We start from the raw sequence: 14730 nt of genomic DNA, 5'->3' as shown, positions 1-14730 counted from the left end.
CCGCCGAACCATCACAGGTGAAGATGGGTCTCTTCAGATCTATGATGGTTGCGGTTGCGGCTGCGGGTTACGCATTCGGATTGCCGTGCAGTTCCGGGTGCGGCTCCTGTTCGAGTTGATCGAGTTTCTTCTTCTGGTCGTCGTTGAGGATCTCGCGAGCCTGTTTGTCTGCTTTCATGTGCAACGCTTTCATCTTCTCGTGACGCTCTTCCGGCGACAGGCTTTGGTCTTGCATGACGTTCTGCATACCGTCATGCATCTCCTGGAGAATGGGCCTGACTTTGGACTGTTGGTCGTCAGTGAGATCAAGCTTCTCAGACAGCACTTTCAAATGCTGTTCGACTGATGGCATACCGCTTTGCGCGCTGTGCTGGTCAGTACTACCTGATCCAGCGGGAGTCTGTTGCGCGGGTAGAGTGAGCGCGACGATCAACATGGTCCCGATTGCAAGTAAGCGGAAGCGATTCCGATTCATGGTTCTCTCCTTTGCATCTCGACGGCACGGGATGCCGTCGATGAAATTCAAACGACGCGCCGCTGTCTCACGGTTTTCGTTCGCTGACATGAAAATGTTGTTCTGTTGTGAGCAGCGGTTTGTCATATGATTCGCAATGTAGCGAGAATCTGTTACGAAGTCGAGAGCGAGTTTCGCGTTGTTGAACAAAGAGGCAGCCAATGTCCAGAAATGTGGACTCCAGAGTTCAGGATCATGGCGAGCAGAAAGAAGAGAAGCGGCGACGCGCACCGGATCAGCGTATACGGCGTACGCATGCTCGGCTTGGCAGCGCTTTGGTCTCGTTGATTCAGGAGAAGTCAATGGATGATGTGACGGTACAGGAGGTGCTGGATCGCGCGTCGATTGGTCGGTCCACGTTTTATCTTCACTTCCGCGACAAGGATGATTTGCTGCTCAGCCAGTTTGAACAGTTTTTGGAAATGATGAGCACAGCGCTCAGTGTGCGCAAGGAAGAATCACACCGGGTTGTGCCCGTGGCAGAGATGTTTGAGCACATTGGCAGTCAGAAGAAGTTTTATCGGATGCTGGAGGACTCGGGCCGACTCGACGACTTTTTCGAACTCGCGGAAGGATACTTTGCTCGCGGGATTGAGCGACGCCTCAAGGAATTGAAGCGGCTGCCGAAGCTTCCGCAGCGTGAATTGACTGCCCGCACTTTTGCGCTGGCCGGGAGTTTGCTGTCGCTGTTGCGATGGTGGATGGATCGCGGCACGAAAGAATCGCCTGCGACCATGGATGAGATGTTCCACCGGATGGTCTGGAACGGGTTTCAATAGCGGTTTTCTTAGGGAGCGCGCGGCGCATGTCATTAGTTAACTATAGTTAACTAATGAGAGTATACTTTGAGTGATGCGAGTCATTGCTCTCGAAGAAGCGTTCCTGCACCACAAACTGCGGGCGTTATATTCGCCGGCGTACGTCAGGTTGCTCGACATGGTCGGAGATCGTCTTACCAATGTTGGGCAAGATCGAATTCGCCGCATGGACGCTGCCGGCATTGATTTGCAAGTGCTATCTCATGTTCAGCCCGGCGTGCAGGCCCTTGAATGTGATTTAGCTATTCGCTTATCCCGTGAGGTCAACGACTGGCTGGCTGAGCGCATCAGCCAGTACCCGACACGCTTCGCCGGTTTTGCGATGCTGCCAATGCAATCACCTGCGGACGCTGCCGATGAATTGGAGCGGACGGTGACTCAGTTTGGATTTAAAGGGGCGCTCATTAACGGTCACACGCAAGGGCGCTATCTGGACGAGGAATCGTTCGCGCCGATCTTTGAGCGAGCGCAAGCGTTGGATGTCCCGATCTATATTCATCCGACCGATCCACCTCAGTCGATCATCGACACGTACTACAAAGACTCTCCTGCGATGATGCAGAGTTGGGGATGGCAGGTCGAAACGGGGACGCATCTTCTTAAGCTGATTTCGAGCGGTGTCTTCGATCGTTATCCGCGCCTGAAAATCATCGTTGGGCACATGGGCGAATTGATTCCGTTTACCCTCAAGCGCGTCAATGCCGCGATTACGATGGGCAACTGGCTTCTGAAAGAACAGAAGGGCATGCAGAAGAGTCTGCTCTGTTACATGCGCGCAAATGTCTTCATTACGACGAGCGGCTTTTTCGATCAGGCGGCTCTGCAGTGCGCGGTTGCAGAGCTCGGAATCGATAACGTCCTGTTCTCGGTCGATGATCCCTTCGGTGACAATTTCGAGGGCGTGGATTTTCTCAGGAAGGCCCAGCTATCCAACGAGGACAGAGAGAAGCTTGCGTATCGGAACGCTGAACGTGTCCTCAGACTCTCGTCTGCTACGCATTCGCAGAGAGGCTCAAGCCATTCTTTCTTTTCTTTCAAAGCGAACATCAAAGCGAAGATGGCGCGGATGATGTTGTCCTTTCTGGTGAGGTAAGTCCTAGCCGTTTCGGCTTTGCCTCCACTCCCGCCTACGGCAGTGAGGCGGTCGCCTGCGGCGACGGTTTATTCCGGAGACTAAAGTCCCCGGCTTCTACCTGAAGGCGCTTTGCGCCTCTTTTTGTTTTGATAATTTTTGCTTTTCTGAAGGATCGACACTGCCAGCGAGCTAATCTACCCACCCAAGCCAAAAGAAGGCTTGAAGGGGCACCCGGCATATTGCCGACTAGCTATTTGAAGCCGACGACCATCGAGTCTGGACCTACCAGGTGTTCTACATAGGCATCACGGAAGCCTGCGGCTTTCATCCACTCAATGCACTCAGCGCCGGTGTAGTCGAATCCTCCACTGGTCTCAATCAGCATGTTCAGGCTCATCAGCAGGCCGAAGGCATTCCTTGACCGGTCATCATCGATGATCGCATCGTAGACAACCAGCGCTCCACCGGGATTGAGGGCATCGTATGCCTTGCCGATGAGCATTTTTTTCTCTTCGAGATCCCAGTCATGCAGGATATGGCCCATGGTGATGACGTCGACTTTCGGCAGAACTTCGGTGAAGAAGTCTCCCGGCTGGAAGGTAAGGCGGTCGTGGACTCCGTTGGCTTCGGCATATTCTTCAAAGGTTGGGCCTACCTGCGCGAGGTCGAATCCAATTCCCTTGAGATGAGGATTGGCGAGGGCGATCTGAACGGCGAGATCTCCTTGCGCGGTTCCCACATCGGCAAATGTCTTGTAGTTAGCCCAGGGAACCTTGTTCGCGATGGCGACGTTGGCACCGTGGCTGATGCCTGACATGGCGGCGAGAAATGACTTGAGGCGGGCGGGGTCGGCATACAGCGCGCCAAATGGGGATTCACCGCTGTTGTCCCTGGCTTCGTTTTGCGGCCGTCCGGTGCGGAGCGCTTCGGTGAGGTGGTTCCAGAAGCCGTAGAGACGCGCGTTCGCCATCTCGAGGATGCCGCCGAGATAGCCCGGCTTATTCCGGTCGAGAAAAAGATCGGTCTCAGGAGTGTTGGAGTAGACTCCATTTGACCGCTGCAAAAAGCCGAGGGCGACGAGCGCGTCGAGATAGTCACGCGACGAGCGATGATGCAGGCCGAGTCGTCCGGCTAAATTGTCGAATTGCTCCGGCCCATGCGCCAGTTCGGTGAAAACTCCCATTTCGACGGCGCTCAGCAGTACCTTCGATGCCCAGAATCCCAGACCGATCTGCATGATGTGATCCGGTGTGGCCGAACCTGCTTGTGAGTTCAACGTATTTCTCCTCGGGATAAAGTCCGTTGATTATATCCGTGAGGAAAAACACGGCGCAGAAGAAAACGATGCTTTCTAGTAGTCAACTGTCACCTTGAGACGGTCCGGTTTTACGCCATAGTTACACTGTGGGGTGCCATTGTTATTGACGGCTTTGCCCCACTTCGGATCGAGAATGGGATTAAGGTCCTGGTTGAAAACCACTGTTTCGAAAGTCAGCCGCCTGTCTGAGGGATAGTCCTCGCACCTGACGATGGAATAGGCTTCCAACACGCCCCCGAAGGCCCAATTGAATGCCTGCCCATCGCTGGGAGTGTTGGCCAGGATCGTGCTTTGCCCGGTTGAGAGATCGACGCTGAGCACATTCCAGCCGGAACACAAGACGCTTCCCGCTCCACAATTGCTCGTGATGGAACCATAGATCAGGTCGCCGGGACTTACGCTCACGGCTGGGCTGTTTGTCGTAATGCCGTTCAGGCAACAGTTCCAGCTGGCAATCGTCCACTGTCCCTGATACCAACCCAACACGGGCTGAAGGATGGATGTTTGGGGGTCGTTGATATCTTCGAACCCGGGAAAGAAGTAGAGAACCTGACCATCATTTGCCGCGGGTTGCGGTGGCACGATCCACCCTGACACCAGAGAGCCGTATGTTTTGCTCGGAGTTCCTGTGGTGAAGTTGGCGTTTTCGACCCAGCCATTGATTTCAGGTGATGTGCTGGTGTTTCCTGCGCTGGAGACTCCGTTGCGCTGGTAGTGCGGATAGCTGCAGACGGCGGCCTTCTCGTCGATGCTTCCGTCCGCATGCTGAAGGCGTCCGTCGGCCATCAGTCTTTCGCCTTTGACCAGGCTTCGTACGCAGGATGCATGGAAGTAACCGAACGGTGTGATCACGTATCCGTCGGGCACATTGGCGGGACGGTTTGGTCCGGCAATGGGATGCGTGTTGACAGAGGCGGCTTCCTGAGCGCCGCTGGCAGATGTTGAACCAAAAGCCAATTCCGCAGGCGCCGCCATCAAGGCTGTGCCAAGGACGATACTCGCGAGCCATACACTCGTGCGTGGAGTATTCATGATTCCCTTTCCTGTTGTCGTGGCGATGTTCAGGACCCTTTACGAATCACGTGGTCGAAAGCGGGAGCACCCGATTGTGGGGGAGACGATCAATTAGGGGAGAGGTGACCGATTATGAAGCGATGATTTTGGTCTGTCAATAAGAACGAGAACTCTTGCCGGAATCCTTTTTCTTCGGTGAGCCCCTTTGCAACCTTAGGGCTGGCCAGAGGACACCGATACCCCACTCAAGCCAAAAGAATGTCAAGTTACACGACATCGTTTGCAGTTTGTCTCTGGACATTCTTTCCAGTTAGGGTCGAGGGTTTTGAGCTGGTATCCAACGCTCGACGATCGTCGAGCGTTGGATGGCGGGATCGAGTTCCCGGATCAGGGTGTTGCAGTAATAGACCTGGAGCCGCTGTTCGACAGGGAGGATCTGCACCCATTCACCGGCCAGAGCGCGACCGATGCGCCACTTGGTATCGGCGATCTCCAGCTTGCCTTGACAGTCGACCTTCAGTACCCAGGCTCCCTCGGGGTACTGCCAGCGCGGCGGGTTGGGATCGTAGCGCCGCTCACTGGGGCGCCAGCGGCTGGCTGGAGTCTGCATGCCCAGGGCTTCGTGCGGACGCAGATGGTTGTGCTCCCAGCGATAGCGGTCCAGCCACTGCTGGGGCGCGTGGCCACGCAGTCCACGCCGGGTGAGCGCGCGTTCCAGCGCGCCGTGAAAGCGCTCCACCTTGCCTTGCGTCTGCGGATGCCCGATGCCGCTCCAGCAGAGGCGTATGCCCTGTTTGATCAGCCACAGCGCCAGTCCTGTCGTCGCCGCCTGTGGTCCGGCCCAACTCCACCAGGGCACGCCGTGATCCATCAGCATGGCCTCGGGCAGACCGCACTCTTGAAAGGCATGCTCCAGCCGCACACGGACCGGCTCGGCCTGGGTGCTGCCCACCGCCTCCAGCGCGATCACATAACGGCTGTGATCATCCAGGATGGAAAGCGGTCCGATCGGCTGGTGCCACGACTTGGGACCCTTGAAATCCATCTGCCACAGCTCGTTGGGCGCGGCCCGCTCGAAGCGCCTGGGCGCGGGGCGATGCCGGTCCTCGGGGCGCACCAGTTGATGGCGCAGCAGAATGCGATGGATGGTGCTTGCGGGCAAACGTGTCCCGCATTGCTCGAGCAATACCTGCAGTTTGCGCGCACCCCAGTCGGGATAGCGGAGGCGTAGCTCGATCACACGCCCTTCCACCTCCGGCGCGGTCTGCTGTGGACTGTGCAGGGGGCGTCGGCTGCGTTCCGCGATGGCTTCCACCCCGCCAGCCCGATAGCGCTCGACCCACAGCCGCCCAGTTGGACGCGAGATGCCAAACTCCCGGCATAAGCTGCTCAAGCTCCGCTCACGGCGCAACGCCGCCACCACAAACCGCACCCGCTGTTCCCGCACGTCCATCGTCTTCCAAGGCATCCTCAGTCTCACTCCCTGCTCTCGCTTCGCTCGCGCAGGGAGTGTAAAGGATGACTAGAAACATCCTGGAAAGCATGTCATGGCACTGAACAAAAAGAAGGCTTGAATGGGGCACCCGGCTCGTCGCAAGGATGAATATATTCTGAGTGGAACAAGTCTGGTAGTGACAGTCGAGCTAGTCGCGATCGTGCTCCTCATGATCAGCATGCTCGGGCGGCTTTTGAAGCCAGGGCACGAAGCTGATATCTGAGCCGCTGACCGTGGCGCAGCCGGCAGATCCGGGACCATGAGGGCATCCCCAATAATTTTCACTGGCTTCGATCGTGCCGTTACAAATGGTTGCCTTGTCAAACGCGCAAACATCGGCGACGCCGATTTTGCCGCCGCCCAGATCGTTGAGGTGGATATCGACCTCAGTCGGAGTGTTCACCGCGATGTCTACGTCCTCATCGCGGATGATGTTGTATGCAATGACGGTGCCGTGAACGGGGGAGCCGCCACCGCCACTATTAATGTTGATTCCCACGTTGCCGGGGGTGGCGGTGTCAGCCTGGTCGGGAAGGTTCCTGGCGATGAAGTTGCCGACGATGACGTTGTCGTCCATATCATCCGCGGGCAGTCCGAAAGCTGGACCCACATGCGTATGCAGAGCGACGCCTCCGAGACCATTGCCGACCAGCTTGTTATGAATAATGACATTGCCGACTACGTGGCCAGTTCCCATGCCGTCGGTGAAGAGACCTGCGCCGGAACCCCCGATCTGCACTCCGTTGCCGATCGAGACGTTCTCGGCGACGGTATTGTGATCGACGCCGAAGTGAGGAGCGAACGGAGGCGCGGTGTGTCCGGTGGGAGGATGAGAGGCGAGGACAATGCCGCACTCCAATGGATTGTCGATGACGGCGTTGTGGATGAGCAGGTTGTCGTGACTTTCCGCCGTTTCGTCGCTGATGAGGACGCCGTCGGCGTTGCCTGTAATGGAGTTGTCAGAGAGGGTGGAATGGGCCGTTCCTATCAGATGGATCGCGCCGCCGCAGTCGCCCGTCTCGTCGTTCTCGTAGACCCCATTGCCGGGCTGGTTGGGGCATCCCGTGGGTGCACCGGTGAAGCTCAGGCCTGAAGTGGCGTCATTGTTGTTGACTTGATTGTCGCGGATCGTAACATTCGAAGCGCTCACGACAAGAATCCCTTCAAAAAGCGCGTTCTCTACGGTGAAGCCGCTGATGGTGACGTTGGCGAGGTTGGCGTTGTCGAAGCCGTCTACGAAGAAGCCGTGCGGCTGGTTGGTGGCGTCCACGATGGTGGAATCGGCATCTTCACCGAGGATGGAAATTGGAATGCCGATGGTTACGTATTCCTTGTAAGTGCCGCGCGAAACTTTGATGGTGTCTCCGGGAGCGGCGTGATTGACGGCTGCCTGGATGGATGTGTAGCAGCCGGGAACAGGATGGTGGTGGACGCAGAGATTGGCTGCTTTGAGCGCTGGAGTAAGGCTCATGCCGAGGAGGGCACAGCAGGGAATCAACAGAAGGAAGCGAGAAGCATGCATGGGGAATCCTCTCTTTGGTTGCTCAGCCGCAGGACAGCATCGGACCGACGAGCGAAGGACGTGCAGCATTTCTGCGGCGAAGTTATGAATTGGGGGAACCGGTTCAGTCGAGGTGTTTCCTGAAATTTCCAGCGCGGGGATTCTAATGCAGAGTTGTGCGACGCTCAATGGAAAAATCGGGCAGGGCGGGAAAATGCAAGTTTCTCGCGGGCGTTCGTTGCGGTGTCGCCATGATTTGGCCCATTCCGCCAGGTACTGGGGTGTCTACATTGAGGCTTCAGGGTAGAGTCGGACGCCTTAGAAGTGGTAGTCCAAAAACACTCTGGTTCGGGATGCGCATCTCTTGTCGATGCTCCATAGTGTTAGCAGTAACAGCAAGGCTTGAGCGCTCCACGTCACCCTTTCACTTATATTTAGGGAGCGCTCGCTAACCCCCGATGAGCTAAAAACAACTCCTGGCTAAGGATGGCGATGCGATGATCCCGAATCTTGCAAATCTCATAGACCCGCGTCCCCGCGACGGAAACAGGCTTGCGTATTGCGGCATGACGATGCTTCCGATCGCGTTTGAGTGCGAGTGGATGCAGTACAACGAAGTGCTCCAGGTCGCCCTGGTTAAAGAGTTGTGGGAGTTGTTGCGAAATGAAGCGCTCGGTCTCTGCGTGAGCCATGGCCACATCAAAGGAAGTCGTCCCCAATTTGAATGCGAATAACGGCGCAGGGGGAGTCGGCAAAGGCTCGGTGGCGAACAAGGTGGGCCGCCACCGAGCGGATTGAGAAATCTAGTTATGCCATGTGATGGCCGAGGAAATCCTTGGCCTTGGCGATCTCGCTGTCCCATTTCTTAAGTTGGTCCGGGTTGAGGAAGTTCACTACACGCTTGCGAATCTGGTCACGCTGACCTGAGACCTCTTTAACGATATCGGCCTTCGTGATACCGGGATGGTCCTTCATGTAATCGCCCAGCTTTCCTCGAGCATCCTGAAAAGCAGTTTGCAGTTTTTCTTTCTGATCAGAGGAGAGGTTGAGATCCGTTGCGAATCTCTTCACTTCACTATTGACTTGCTCAAGTTGTTCTGGTGTCAGATGCATAACTGTACTCCTATTCCTGAGCTACCTGGCGACTCTGCGTCCAGGCTCCAACGTCGTGCTGCTCAAGTTTGTTGATGGTGAGCGAATTTGGGATGACAAGTTATGAAACGGTTCACTTGCTGACGTTATGGGAGGGCCTTTGCCATCGAACCGTTTCGTGACTACTAGATGGCGTTGTTGAATATAGACCGCATATCCTATGGTTGGCAAACGGGGACCTTGATCCGATCAGCATGGGTTATGGGCCATCACGTAAAGACTTGAATTGGAAGAGGCTTGAATCGGCCAGCTTACCCGATTTCGCCGTCGAGTCACTTCGGCTTTGCCTGCGCTCAGGCCTACGGCAGCGAGGTGGTCGCCTTCGACGGTTTTATTCCGGGGACTGAAGTCGCCGGCTTTTACCCTTGAAACGCGCTTTCGCACCTCTATCTGTTTTGGGAGTTTGCTCTTTCGAAGGATTGACAAACTGCCCCACTCAAGCCAAAAGAATGTCAAGTTACACGACATCGTTTGCAGTTTGTCTCTGGACATTCTTTCCAGTTAGGGTCGAGGGTTTTGAGCTGGTATCCAACGCTCGACGATCGTCGAGCGTTGGATGGCGGGATCGAGTTCCCGGATCAGGGTGTTGCAGTAATAGACCTGGAGCCGCTGTTCGACAGGGAGGATCTGCACCCATTCACCGGCCAGAGCGCGACCGATGCGCCACTTGGTATCGGCGATCTCCAGCTTGCCTTGACAGTCGACCTTCAGTACCCAGGCTCCCTCGGGGTACTGCCAGCGCGGCGGGTTGGGATCGTAGCGCCGCTCACTGGGGCGCCAGCGGCTGGCTGGAGTCTGCATGCCCAGGGCTTCGTGCGGACGCAGATGGTTGTGCTCCCAGCGATAGCGGTCCAGCCACTGCTGGGGCGCGTGGCCACGCAGTCCACGCCGGGTGAGCGCGCGTTCCAGCGCGCCGTGAAAGCGCTCCACCTTGCCTTGCGTCTGCGGATGCCCGATGCCGCTCCAGCAGAGGCGTATGCCCTGTTTGATCAGCCACAGCGCCAGTCCTGTCGTCGCCGCCTGTGGTCCGGCCCAACTCCACCAGGGCACGCCGTGATCCATCAGCATGGCCTCGGGCAGACCGCACTCTTGAAAGGCATGCTCCAGCCGCACACGGACCGGCTCGGCCTGGGTGCTGCCCACCGCCTCCAGCGCGATCACATAACGGCTGTGATCATCCAGGATGGAAAGCGGTCCGATCGGCTGGTGCCACGACTTGGGACCCTTGAAATCCATCTGCCACAGCTCGTTGGGCGCGGCCCGCTCGAAGCGCCTGGGCGCGGGGCGATGCCGGTCCTCGGGGCGCACCAGTTGATGGCGCAGCAGAATGCGATGGATGGTGCTTGCGGGCAAACGTGTCCCGCATTGCTCGAGCAATACCTGCAGTTTGCGCGCACCCCAGTCGGGATAGCGGAGGCGTAGCTCGATCACACGCCCTTCCACCTCCGGCGCGGTCTGCTGTGGACTGTGCAGGGGGCGTCGGCTGCGTTCCGCGATGGCTTCCACCCCGCCAGCCCGATAGCGCTCGACCCACAGCCGCCCAGTTGGACGCGAGATGCCAAACTCCCGGCATAAGCTGCTCAAGCTCCGCTCACGGCGCAACGCCGCCACCACAAACCGCACCCGCTGTTCCCGCACGTCCATCGTCTTCCAAGGCATCCTCAGTCTCACTCCCTGCTCTCGCTTCGCTCGCGCAGGGAGTGTAAAGGATGACTAGAAACATCCTGGAAAGCATGTCATGGCACTGAACATTCTTTTGGCTTGTGTGGGTAGTTTAGATTGCCAGACGAGCAAAAACATGTCTCAGTGTTCAGAGCATCCAGCCTGAGGCTACACTCTCGTCAGCAGTTCCTGGAGGACAGAGTGAACATTCTGCGTCTCGCCGCTCTGCTCATCGTGTGTGGCCTTGTGCTAACTTCGACCGTAAAATCCGAAACTATGCAGGAATCCACTTCCAAACAAGCCGCGCAGCAGACCGACATCCCCAAATCCATCGCCGAAAGCATCAGCAGCACTCTCCAGTTCGCCGAAGGAGATTTTCTCGGCGTTGCCGAAGCCATGCCCGAGGACAAGTATTCGTTCATCCCCACTGCGGGAAAGTTCGACGGAGTCCGCAGCTTCGGCGAGCAGGTAAAACACGTCGCCTGCGCCCAGTTCGCTTTCTTCAACGAATTCGAGGGCAGGCAGCCGCCCGACGACTGCGAGAAGGGCGGCCACGATCCGGCAAAAACGAAAGCAGAACTGATCCAGTACCTGAAGTCTTCTTTCGACTACTCCAACCGCGTCCTGGCGACGCTCACAGAGAAAAACGCGCTCGACCGCGTCGAAGGCCGCTACGCGGGACCGAACACCAAGCTCGGGATTTCAGTCGTTTCCGTCTGGCACATCACCGACCATTACGGGCAGCTCGTCGAGTACCTGCGAATGAACGGCATCGTTCCTCCGATGACGCAGAAATACGGGTTAAAGGTCCGGTGAATGAGATAACGGGTGGTCCATTCAAGCCTTCTTCTTTCACCTTGAGTAGGGGTAGAGTTCCTAACGAGTAGGGGTAGTTCCTAACCTAAAAACCATATCAAGCCCCTTTGGCAGAAGAAATCGAGCTAAATGTCTTTGACAGAGGTCGGAGTAGACCATTTGTCCTGCGAAAGCAGGACGACGGTAGAAGAGCGGGGCTTCAGCCCCGCGTTAGGCCTGGCAAAGAAGGGCTTCACAGGCTGCGGAAAAAGACTGCTTTCAGCTTGGTATGGTCTTGCTGAAGAGTTTTTTCGCGCTTTGAGCCTGTGCAGCGGTTTGTTGCGGTTGCGGTTTTTGTCTCTGGAAAGGCGTTTTGGTGGCCTCCAGAGACACTTCGGCCCTAAGCGGCCATGCTTTGCATCGGAATCAGCCTTCGCATGCGCACCAGGTTGTATGCAGCGATGGTGAGCCGGTAGAACCAGTCCACGCGCTCCAGTCCGCGCAGTTTCACTTGCCGCAGCCCCCGGTGCAACTTGCTCCAGGCGAAGACCCGCTCGATCAACTTGCGTTTGCGCTGACTTACTGAGCGCCACGGATCGGACCTCTCCGCCGCCGTAAGGTGATTCTTGCCCAGGTTCCCGTGCACATATTCGCTGACGTGCGGAGCCACCGAGCGCTCCCGCAGCGCCTGGATAAACTCCGCTGCCTGATACTGGGTGTCGGCCCCCAGCGTAAACCTGCCCCCAGCCGGACGCGCCACCCCGCGGTCCAGCAGCCTGATCGCCGCCCTCCGTTCCGCATCCGTCGCGGCCAGACTGGCTTCGGCTGCGATCACTAATCCGCTGCGGTTTTCCATCAACGCGTGACCCAGATAACTGGGAACACTGCGGTCAGCCGCCGCCTTGCGGTAAAGCCGCGCATCCGGATCGGTCCTCGACTCCACCTTGTCGCGCAACCGAATCCGGCCTCCGTCGCCAGTTCCCGAGCCCGCTTGCGGCGGCTCCTTCTTCGGCTGGAAACTGCGCGTCGAAGCCCAGGCCTGGATCAGCGTCCCGTCCACCGTGAAGTGCGCTTCGCTCAACCACTGGTGAGCCCGGGCCTCTTCCACCACGGCCAGCAGCAACTGCGCGCGCAGCAGCCGCTCGGGGGCAATCGACGGACGGCCTGTGCTCGCATAAAGCTTCCCCAACTCCCCGTCCATCCGCTGCCATGCCCGGTCCACCAACGAACGAATCTGACGCGCCGGATGATCCCATGCAATCCAAGCCTCCATCGTTACGTAACTGAACATCCCACTCTGTTGTTCCTCATCTCCACCCATGCCTGTTTCTTACTTCATCCTCCGCTGCATAAACAGTGACTCTAAAGAGTCTTTTTCCGCAGCCTGTTTAGCCCACCGCTCTTTCACCGCTGTCCTGCTGCGCAGGACAAACGGTCCAACTCCACCTCCGTCAAGGGATCACCATAAAAATTTTGCAGGAAGGGGGTGACAGCCATTTCAGCGGAGCATGGCGACGACGTCTTCCTGGGTTCTGCCCTGTTCGCGCAGGGCGCGCAGGGAAAGGGCGTCGTGCCGCTTTGCGAGGCGCTGGCCGGTTGCGTCGAGCATCAGCGGGCAGTGATACCACGCGGGCGGCTCCAGGCCCAGCGCGGAATAGACGAGAAGCTGTCGTGCGGCGGAGCGCAAGAGATCGGCGCCGCGCACGACTTCCGTGATTCGCATGGCTGCGTCGTCTACGACGACAGCGAGCTGGTAGGCGGGAACATCATCGCGCCGCCAGATGAGAAAATCGCCGAAATCGAGCCCGGCGAGGTAGCTTTTCTGCCCGAGATGGCCGTCTGCGAAGGCAATCTCTTCGCCGTCGGGAACGCGAAAGCGCCAATTCAGGCGTGCGGGCGATTCGGGTACGGCGATTTCGCCGCTCGCTGCGTGCCGGGGTCTGCAGGTTCCGGGATAGATCGGCTCGTCGTCTTCGTCATGCGGAGCCTGCGCGCTGCGCGCCAGGTCTTTGCGCGAACATCGGCAGGGATAGACGAAGCCCGTCTGCACCAGCTTTCGCCATGCTTCGAGATAGAACTCTCGCCGCCGGCTCTGGACGTAGGGGATGTAAGGGCCGCCGACGTCCGGTCCTTCCTGCCACCAGATGCCAAGCCAGCGCAGGTCTTCGAACATGGCGGTTGTGTATTCGGTCTTTGAGCGCTGCGGGTCAAGGTTTTCGTTGCGCATCACCAGGACGCCATTCGCCTGCTGCGCGCGCTGGTAGGCGGTCCAAAACGTCCGTGCGTGGCCGAGATGCAGCAGGCCGGTGGGCGAAGGAGCGAGGCGGCCACGATAGGGTGAGATCACGGGGCTAGTCTAGCGCAACAGAAATGGTGCATTTATGAACATCTGATGTATGATGTTTGATGACGATGCGAACCACCCTCTCCATCGACGACGATGTCCTCAGCGCTGCCAAAGAGATGGCTGCCATGGAGAAAAAGTCTGTCGGGGAGGTGATCTCTGCTCTCGCAAGGCGCGCGCTGGTGCCCGTCGCATCGAAAGCCGAAACACGAAATGGCGTGCCGCTTCTCGAAGTGCGTAAAGGTGCGACGCGGGTGACTTCAGAACTAGTCCATCAACTCCGCGAAGAGTTGATGTGACCCGGTTCCTTCTCGACATCAATGTGCTGATTGCGCTGATCGATCCTGTTCACGTTCAGCATGACCGCGCACACGAATGGTTTGCGTCGAAGGGACGAATGGCCTGGGCCACGTGCCCGCTCACGGAAAACGGAGTCGTGCGAATTGTCGGGCATCTCCGATATCCAAACTCCCCGGGCAGTCCTGCAGCGGTTGCGGACTTGCTGACCTCATTCCGAAAACTGCCCGGACATATGTTTTGGCCCGACGATCTGTCTCTGTTTGACCGGGAGCATGTGACCGCGGATCGTCTGCTGGACTCCGCGCAGGTTACGGATAGCTATCTTCTGGCGCTCGCGCGCGCGCATGAAGGCCAATTGGCAACTTTTGACCAGCGTCTGGTTACAGATGCCGTGATGAACGGACCCCAGGCGCTGCATGTGATTCGTTGAATCCTGCGGCCCTGACAGTTCTGGTCATCTAGGAGAATTCCCTTCAGCAGGAAGACCATCGCCACCAACGAGGAAGAAGATGCGGCAGCGGGCGAAGGAGCGAGGCGGCCACGATAGGGTGAGGTCACGGGGTTAGTCTAGCGAATGGATATGTCCGGAAAGCAATCTAACGTAACAAGGAGTCTCCAAGAAGCCAAGATTCTTTCGCGTTCAGCACGCGGAGTTCGCGAGGAGGCGACGGTGCTCATTGGGAATTTTCCGGTGCTTGAAACGTCCGTATCTCTGACGACCCATATATTATTCTTTGACATG

General features: G+C 57.6%; 16 protein-coding genes. 7 read left to right on the top strand and 9 right to left on the bottom strand.

Annotation, left to right across the window (positions count from 1 at the left end):
• Positions 1–67: 67 nt before the first annotated feature.
• Positions 68–475: a hypothetical protein gene (locus H7849_RS19810; protein ID WP_186741850.1), complete on the bottom strand. Its 408-nt coding sequence runs from the start codon at positions 473–475 to the stop codon at positions 68–70.
• A gap of 200 nt (positions 476–675) precedes the next feature.
• Between H7849_RS19810 and H7849_RS19805 the strand changes: the two genes are divergently transcribed.
• Positions 676–1293 (top strand): TetR/AcrR family transcriptional regulator, encoded by a 618-nt coding sequence (locus H7849_RS19805; protein ID WP_186741848.1) that lies wholly within the window; start codon positions 676–678, stop codon positions 1291–1293.
• 73 nt (positions 1294–1366) lie between these two features.
• Positions 1367–2425 (top strand): amidohydrolase family protein, encoded by a 1059-nt coding sequence (locus tag H7849_RS19800; protein ID WP_186741846.1) that lies wholly within the window; start codon positions 1367–1369, stop codon positions 2423–2425.
• 232 nt (positions 2426–2657) lie between these two features.
• Here the strand turns inward: H7849_RS19800 and H7849_RS19795 are convergent, their stop codons facing one another.
• From H7849_RS19795 to H7849_RS19780, 4 genes are all read right to left on the bottom strand, one after another.
• Entirely contained in the window at positions 2658–3683 is a 1026-nt protein-coding gene (locus tag H7849_RS19795; RefSeq protein WP_222439691.1) for a methyltransferase, read from the bottom strand.
• A 75-nt stretch (positions 3684–3758) separates the two neighbouring features.
• Positions 3759–4757, bottom strand: a complete 999-nt coding sequence (locus tag H7849_RS19790) for a hypothetical protein (RefSeq protein ID WP_186741844.1) — start codon at positions 4755–4757, stop codon at positions 3759–3761.
• A gap of 292 nt (positions 4758–5049) precedes the next feature.
• Complete coding sequence (locus tag H7849_RS19785; RefSeq protein ID WP_251106358.1) at positions 5050–6192, bottom strand: IS481 family transposase; 1143 nt, start codon at positions 6190–6192, stop codon at positions 5050–5052.
• 190 nt (positions 6193–6382) lie between these two features.
• Entirely contained in the window at positions 6383–7756 is a 1374-nt protein-coding gene (locus H7849_RS19780; RefSeq protein ID WP_186741842.1) for a right-handed parallel beta-helix repeat-containing protein, read from the bottom strand.
• Positions 7757–8232: 476 nt separating this feature from the next.
• Between H7849_RS19780 and H7849_RS19775 the strand changes: the two genes are divergently transcribed.
• Entirely contained in the window at positions 8233–8469 is a 237-nt protein-coding gene (locus H7849_RS19775; RefSeq protein WP_186741840.1) for a hypothetical protein, read from the top strand.
• Positions 8470–8542: 73 nt separating this feature from the next.
• On the opposite strand, the gene H7849_RS19770 is transcribed toward H7849_RS19775, so the two are convergent.
• Positions 8543–8848: a hypothetical protein gene (locus H7849_RS19770; RefSeq protein WP_186741839.1), complete on the bottom strand. Its 306-nt coding sequence runs from the start codon at positions 8846–8848 to the stop codon at positions 8543–8545.
• 276 nt (positions 8849–9124) lie between these two features.
• Here H7849_RS19770 and H7849_RS27140 point away from each other — a divergent pair, with 276 nt between their 5' ends.
• Positions 9125–9256 carry a hypothetical protein gene (locus tag H7849_RS27140; protein WP_285288904.1) on the top strand — a complete coding sequence of 44 codons (132 nt, stop codon included), beginning with the start codon at positions 9125–9127 and terminating at the stop codon, positions 9254–9256.
• Between the two features lie 132 nt (positions 9257–9388).
• Here H7849_RS27140 and H7849_RS19765 read toward each other — a convergent pair whose 3' ends face one another.
• On the bottom strand, positions 9389–10531 hold the full coding sequence (locus H7849_RS19765) for an IS481 family transposase (RefSeq protein WP_251106358.1): 1143 nt from the start codon (positions 10529–10531) through the stop codon (positions 9389–9391).
• A gap of 219 nt (positions 10532–10750) precedes the next feature.
• On the opposite strand from H7849_RS19765, the gene H7849_RS19760 reads away from it, so the two are divergent.
• Entirely contained in the window at positions 10751–11365 is a 615-nt protein-coding gene (locus tag H7849_RS19760; RefSeq protein WP_186741837.1) for a DinB family protein, read from the top strand.
• A gap of 379 nt (positions 11366–11744) precedes the next feature.
• On the opposite strand, the gene H7849_RS19755 is transcribed toward H7849_RS19760, so the two are convergent.
• Both H7849_RS19755 and gluQRS read right to left on the bottom strand, forming a co-directional pair.
• Positions 11745–12665, bottom strand: a complete 921-nt coding sequence (locus H7849_RS19755; RefSeq protein WP_186741835.1) for a transposase — start codon at positions 12663–12665, stop codon at positions 11745–11747.
• Positions 12666–12842: 177 nt separating this feature from the next.
• Positions 12843–13691 carry a tRNA glutamyl-Q(34) synthetase GluQRS gene (gene gluQRS, locus H7849_RS19750; RefSeq protein WP_251106366.1) on the bottom strand — a complete coding sequence of 283 codons (849 nt, stop codon included), beginning with the start codon at positions 13689–13691 and terminating at the stop codon, positions 12843–12845.
• Positions 13692–13756: 65 nt separating this feature from the next.
• On the opposite strand from gluQRS, the gene H7849_RS19745 reads away from it, so the two are divergent.
• Entirely contained in the window at positions 13757–13987 is a 231-nt protein-coding gene (locus tag H7849_RS19745; RefSeq protein WP_186741833.1) for a ribbon-helix-helix domain-containing protein, read from the top strand.
• Positions 13984–14418 carry a TA system VapC family ribonuclease toxin gene (locus tag H7849_RS19740; protein WP_186741831.1) on the top strand — a complete coding sequence of 145 codons (435 nt, stop codon included), beginning with the start codon at positions 13984–13986 and terminating at the stop codon, positions 14416–14418. Before H7849_RS19745 ends, H7849_RS19740 begins: the two co-directional genes overlap by 4 nt.
• The last annotated feature ends 312 nt before the right edge of the window (positions 14419–14730 follow it).

Origin of the sequence: Alloacidobacterium dinghuense, from assembly GCF_014274465.1 — a bacterium.
GTDB lineage: Bacteria > Acidobacteriota > Terriglobia > Terriglobales > Acidobacteriaceae > Alloacidobacterium > Alloacidobacterium dinghuense.
Note: the sequence above shows the minus strand (reverse complement) of the source record. Positions and strands in the feature narration are given on the sequence as shown.

Excerpts from the sequence above, each read along its gene's own strand:
- H7849_RS19745 (WP_186741833.1), top strand. The coding sequence starts at position 13,757 with ATGCGAACCACCCTCTCCATCGACGACGATGTCCTCAGCGCTGCCAAA.
- H7849_RS19810 (WP_186741850.1), bottom strand. The coding sequence starts at position 475 with ATGAATCGGAATCGCTTCCGCTTACTTGCAATCGGGACCATGTTGATC.
- H7849_RS19800 (WP_186741846.1), top strand. The coding sequence starts at position 1,367 with ATGCGAGTCATTGCTCTCGAAGAAGCGTTCCTGCACCACAAACTGCGG.
- H7849_RS19785 (WP_251106358.1), bottom strand. The coding sequence starts at position 6,192 with ATGGACGTGCGGGAACAGCGGGTGCGGTTTGTGGTGGCGGCGTTGCGC.
- H7849_RS19755 (WP_186741835.1), bottom strand. The coding sequence starts at position 12,665 with ATGGGTGGAGATGAGGAACAACAGAGTGGGATGTTCAGTTACGTAACG.
- H7849_RS19780 (WP_186741842.1), bottom strand. The coding sequence starts at position 7,756 with ATGCATGCTTCTCGCTTCCTTCTGTTGATTCCCTGCTGTGCCCTCCTC.
- H7849_RS19765 (WP_251106358.1), bottom strand. The coding sequence starts at position 10,531 with ATGGACGTGCGGGAACAGCGGGTGCGGTTTGTGGTGGCGGCGTTGCGC.
- H7849_RS19805 (WP_186741848.1), top strand. The coding sequence starts at position 676 with ATGTCCAGAAATGTGGACTCCAGAGTTCAGGATCATGGCGAGCAGAAA.
- H7849_RS19770 (WP_186741839.1), bottom strand. The coding sequence starts at position 8,848 with ATGCATCTGACACCAGAACAACTTGAGCAAGTCAATAGTGAAGTGAAG.
- H7849_RS19775 (WP_186741840.1), top strand. The coding sequence starts at position 8,233 with ATGATCCCGAATCTTGCAAATCTCATAGACCCGCGTCCCCGCGACGGA.
- H7849_RS19790 (WP_186741844.1), bottom strand. The coding sequence starts at position 4,757 with ATGAATACTCCACGCACGAGTGTATGGCTCGCGAGTATCGTCCTTGGC.